The organism is Streptomyces sp. NPDC054961 (assembly GCF_053609145.1).
On the sequence record NZ_JBSGWY010000094.1, the window covers coordinates 1 to 4,177 of the forward strand.

Consider the following 4,177-nt stretch of genomic DNA (forward strand, 5'->3'; position numbering starts at 1 on the left):
CGCAGAATCCAGCTCCGACCCCACCTCATCGACGGCTGCCTCACCGCCACCGGCCTGGCTATCAACCCACCGACCCCACCCTGAAATCCTCAGTAGTTGTCCTCGCCAGCGCAGGATGTGCCAGGTCTCGTGGTCGGCCGGGTCCTGGAAGAACACCTGCCGATGGTCCCTCCGGTCACTGCGGGCTTTGGCCCGCCGCCGTCTCGACGTCCTATGGGCTCTCATCCGCGACCACCGCACCTTCACCACCGAGCCGCCCCAACCCGATCTCACCTCGGCATAGCGCTCTTGTGACTGTGCACTTCATGTGACCTCTTGGCCGCACCTGGGCGTCCCAGGTTGGGCGGTCGGGATCAGAGGGCCCAGGGCAGTCGGAGGGCCTCGATTTCCGTGTCGTTCAGGAGGGCCTCGACGAGCGGGGCAGGGCCCGCCACTTTGGTGGCCCAAAGGTCGTAGTCCGTGCAGAGGACCCAGGACCGGTCCTGGGACCAGAGGTTGGACGGGGTCCAACCGTCCTCCTCCGGGTGGTCGTACAACGCCTTGGCATCCGCGAGCGTGCCGGCCCGGACGTGCAGGTTGTCGAAGTCCTCGGCCCTCTGCAACAGCGGGTTGTAGTAGGCCAGGCAGCGGGTCTCGGCACCCTGCGGGCTGTGCTCGGTGAGGATGTCGACCAGGCGGTTCCAGTCGGTCCGGTCCAGGCTGCCCTCGGACGGCCCGCCGATGCCGACAGGCCAGCCGCTCGGCTCCCGGAGCGAAGGGAAGGAGCGGTAGCAGGGCAGCCGCCCCTCGGGCGCCACGGGATCACCGGTCCGCCGCGAGAGCTCCGCCCAGCGCAGCCGGCGCCAACGGAGGCCGCGGGGCTCACCCGGCGTCCCCCCGAACACGTCCGCGGGATCGAGGCCCGGGATGATCTCGGGCCCGCCGCCATTCAGCACGGCTCGTTGATACGCGACATAGGACATGTCGGTCGGCCCGAGTTCGTGTTCGTACATGGAGTGCAGCACCCAGGCGGCGTCGGGCAGTGCCGGCGGCATGAAGCCGGTGAGCCCGTCATCGTCGGCCAGCTCCCGCAGCCAGTCGGTCTCCCCGGCCGCGGCCAGCGGCCAGCGGGCGGTCGCCCGAGCAGCGGATGTCTCGTTCATCCGTTCAGGATCTCACCCGCGCTGGGGCGAGTGCCGGGCACAGCCCACGTTCCCGGTGCCCTTGACAAACATGATTGGGAATCAGTCACACCAGGATCCCCTGGTCAGACGGCGGGAGTCCCGTCAAAATCGTGGCCCCGGAAACCGTGGCCGTCCTTGTGTCAGTCCAGGAACAGCACGCCGCCCCCGTACGCGCCGGACCCGGCCCGGTGACTGATCACGGGCGTGCGGTACGAACCGTCGTGGTCCCCGCGCGACGTCGCGTCAACGCACAAGCCCTCGCTGTCCGTCGATCCGGAGCACGGTGCGCCGTCCGGCTTGCGGGCTATTGGGCGTGCGTCTGCGGTGCGCAGCGGTCGGGTTTGTTCGGGGTTGGTGAGGTGCTGGGCGTCGACGTGGTGCTGGGCGTGGGGCTCTGGGGCGGGGTTGGTTCAGTGCTCGGTGTGGGCGAGGTTTCCGGCGTAGGGGTGGAGGGGCTGGCGCTCGGGAAGCCGAAGATCGGTTGCGGGGTGTAGTTGGGCGGGAAGCTGATGATGATGGATTAGGGCTTCTGGTAGAACGCGGCCTGCTGGAGGTGGCTGCGGTCTTGGAGGTCAGCTCGGGGGGTGAGCTGGGCGGTGGCCTGGTTTTGTTGATGAGATGCGAGAGCGTGTGTCGCTCAGGGCGGAGAGCGCCCCATTCCGATGAGAAGCGATGTCGCCCAGTTTCGAGAGCAGTTGGGTACTTGCTTTGGCGGCGTGCCAATGCTTCGCGCCGTGCCGGCGCGTGGCCCGTCACGGCGTGGGGGCGGCGGCCTCGTCGCGGGCCGGGCCGGCCGCGGACATGATGGCCTGCCAGGGGGCGGCGTCGAAGATGAGCTTGATCGAGGTGATCCGGCCGTCGCTTAGGCGGAAGTGCTCGGCCGTGTGCTGGGTGATGCCGATGGCAGGGGCGGTGTGGACGTCGTAGACCAGGGTGGCTTCGGTCTCGCCGTACAGCTCGCTGATCAACTCCACTCCGGTGACTATGCCGAGGAGCCCGTCCAGGCCGTCAAGGTGGTCGGTAGGGCTGTCGGAGGTGATGAATGGGCTGCGGAAGCGGAAATCTCTGCCGATCTGGGCGGCGGCCGCGCTGACGTCTCCCCGGAAGCGGGCCTCGTGGTAAGCCCGGACCGTTCGTCGGGTGGCTATGGACGCTGTGTCGGCTGTGTCGGTGGACATGGGGTGCTCCGTCGTCGTTGGTTCAGGGAGCCGGCGGCTGGTCGTGCCGGCCCGCGTTCAGGTACTGCTCGATGCGTTGCTGGTTCTCGACCACGCGCAGGCACAGGTCGCGGAACCGGGCGAGGTCGTCTTCGGTGAAGCCCTGGAAGACGGCGGACATGGCGCGTTGCGTCGGCTGCCGGAAGGCGTCGAGCCAGTCGAGGCCGACTGGTGTGATTCGGGCTCGTACCGACCGGCGGTCGTTCTGGTCCTGGACCCGCTGGGCCAGACCGTCACGTTCGAGTGTGTCGACCAGGCCGGTCACGTTGCGGGAACTCACCCCCGCCGCGCGGGCCAGTTCGCCAATGCTCAGTCCTTCGTCCACTGCTGCGCTCAGCCGTGCGAGGACGTCGAGCGCCCCCGCGCTGAGCCCACGTCCCCCCGCACCATGCGACCTCAGCCGGTCGACCGCCTGCGAGGCCGACCGGACGGCTGCGGCCGTCTCCAGCGCGCGGGTGTCGCCGCCTGCCGAGAACGCCAGCATGGAGTCCCGGACGCCAGGGTCGTAGAGGGAGCCATCGGGGTCACGGGCCAGACCAGAATTATGTACGTGCTTCATAATGAAGCCACTCTATTCTGCCGATGGCGACACCACCAGAGGCCGTTGCCCCCGCGAGACTTGAAGCTCCCACCCTCGCGGGGTAGAAAGCAGTCGATGTCACCCGCCTGGCGCTGCACACTGCTGCTGGTTCTGATCAACATTCCCTGCCACCGGACTCGGCAGCTGCTCTTCAAACCGACCTACAGACGCTCTTCGTTCTCACCTACGCAGCCAGTGGCCTGAGGTCGGCAGTCGCCGGTCGTGCCGGTGAAGGAGTCGTCAGGATCGCGGCGGTCGCCAGAGCGGCCACCCCGACCGCTGCGGCCAACGGACGTAACGCGGGGCGCAGCGTCAGGCCTTCCCCCGGCCGCCACCACGGCCTGCTCGAGCCGGCGGCCCCCGGCAGGTGCAGGCCCGCCCCTTCGCCGATGGACGCCCTGCGAAGCTGTCCGGCCCGTTCGCGGGCTCGGCGCAGGAGTTCGTCCGCGTCCTTGTGGGCCTGGGCGCGCAGCCGCTCCGCTTGTAGCCCCGGATGAGGCGACCAGCCTCGACCAGGCCGACCGGATCGAACACGCCCACGCTCACTGAACCCGTGGCGCCCCTCCTCCTCGTGGGGTCGCAGATTCGACGACCCTCGGAGCCACGCCTGGTTCCGAGGCCTCTCCCCATGCCGACTACTCACACGTCTGACCCCGGAGTGGCAGATGTGGTCAGGCCATCCGCCTCTTCGGCCGAGGCTCCGCCTGCCCGGCGGCCCAGGAAGTACGTGATTCCCGCGACCGCAATCGGAGTTAGGGCTGTTCCGAGCGCGGTGATCCAGGAAGGTCCGTCCGGGCTCTCGGAGGCTGTGCTCTCTTGCTATGAGTGCACGGCCTCGTTCGTGATCGAGCTGCGTGAGCTGGACATCCTGGAGACGGTGCTCGTCGACGTTGTCGAGGCCGGGGCGAACCAGGTCGACGGCGTCGAGTTCGATGTGGGTACCAAGAAGGAACTTCGCGCACAGGCGCGCACGGCCGCCGTAGCCGCCGCCCGTGAGAAGGCGGCCCTGTATGCAGAGGCCGCCGATGTCCGGCTCGGCCCCGTCATCCACATCAAAGACGTGGACTCCGATCAGTTGCAGAACTCCTACCGCGGGCACCGCCAAGCGAGTGGGGGCGGGGGGGGGGGGGGGCGCGCCCCCCGGCCGATCAGTGTGTCGGGGGGGGGGGTGTTTGGGTTTTTGTTGAAAGGCGGCGGTGAAAACCCACAGATTCCGG

4 protein-coding genes are annotated in these 4,177 nt (G+C 68.6%); 1 reads left to right on the forward strand and 3 read right to left on the reverse strand.

Annotated features, from left to right (window positions below; all coding sequences use genetic code 11):
- Nucleotides 1–353: 353 nt before the first annotated feature.
- The 3 genes from ACWF9Z_RS36475 to ACWF9Z_RS36485 all read right to left on the reverse strand — a co-directional run bounded on the left by ACWF9Z_RS36475 (nucleotide 354) and on the right by ACWF9Z_RS36485 (nucleotide 2,939).
- Entirely contained in the window at nucleotides 354–1,142 is a 789-nt protein-coding gene (locus ACWF9Z_RS36475) for a hypothetical protein (protein ID WP_453609895.1), read from the reverse strand.
- 773 nt (nucleotides 1,143–1,915) lie between these two features.
- Complete coding sequence (locus tag ACWF9Z_RS36480) at nucleotides 1,916–2,341, reverse strand: hypothetical protein (RefSeq protein ID WP_453609897.1); 426 nt, start codon at nucleotides 2,339–2,341, stop codon at nucleotides 1,916–1,918.
- Between the two features lie 22 nt (nucleotides 2,342–2,363).
- On the reverse strand, nucleotides 2,364–2,939 hold the full coding sequence (locus tag ACWF9Z_RS36485; RefSeq protein ID WP_453609899.1) for a MarR family winged helix-turn-helix transcriptional regulator: 576 nt from the start codon (nucleotides 2,937–2,939) through the stop codon (nucleotides 2,364–2,366).
- An 862-nt stretch (nucleotides 2,940–3,801) separates the two neighbouring features.
- Between ACWF9Z_RS36485 and ACWF9Z_RS36490 the strand changes: the two genes are divergently transcribed.
- Nucleotides 3,802–4,177 (forward strand): SIMPL domain-containing protein (locus tag ACWF9Z_RS36490; protein ID WP_453609901.1); only part of this gene is annotated, 376 nt, incomplete at its 3' end.

Excerpts from the sequence above, each read along its gene's own strand:
- ACWF9Z_RS36475 (WP_453609895.1), bottom strand. The coding sequence starts at position 1,142 with ATGAACGAGACATCCGCTGCTCGGGCGACCGCCCGCTGGCCGCTGGCC.
- ACWF9Z_RS36480 (WP_453609897.1), bottom strand. The coding sequence starts at position 2,341 with ATGTCCACCGACACAGCCGACACAGCGTCCATAGCCACCCGACGAACG.
- ACWF9Z_RS36485 (WP_453609899.1), bottom strand. The coding sequence starts at position 2,939 with ATGAAGCACGTACATAATTCTGGTCTGGCCCGTGACCCCGATGGCTCC.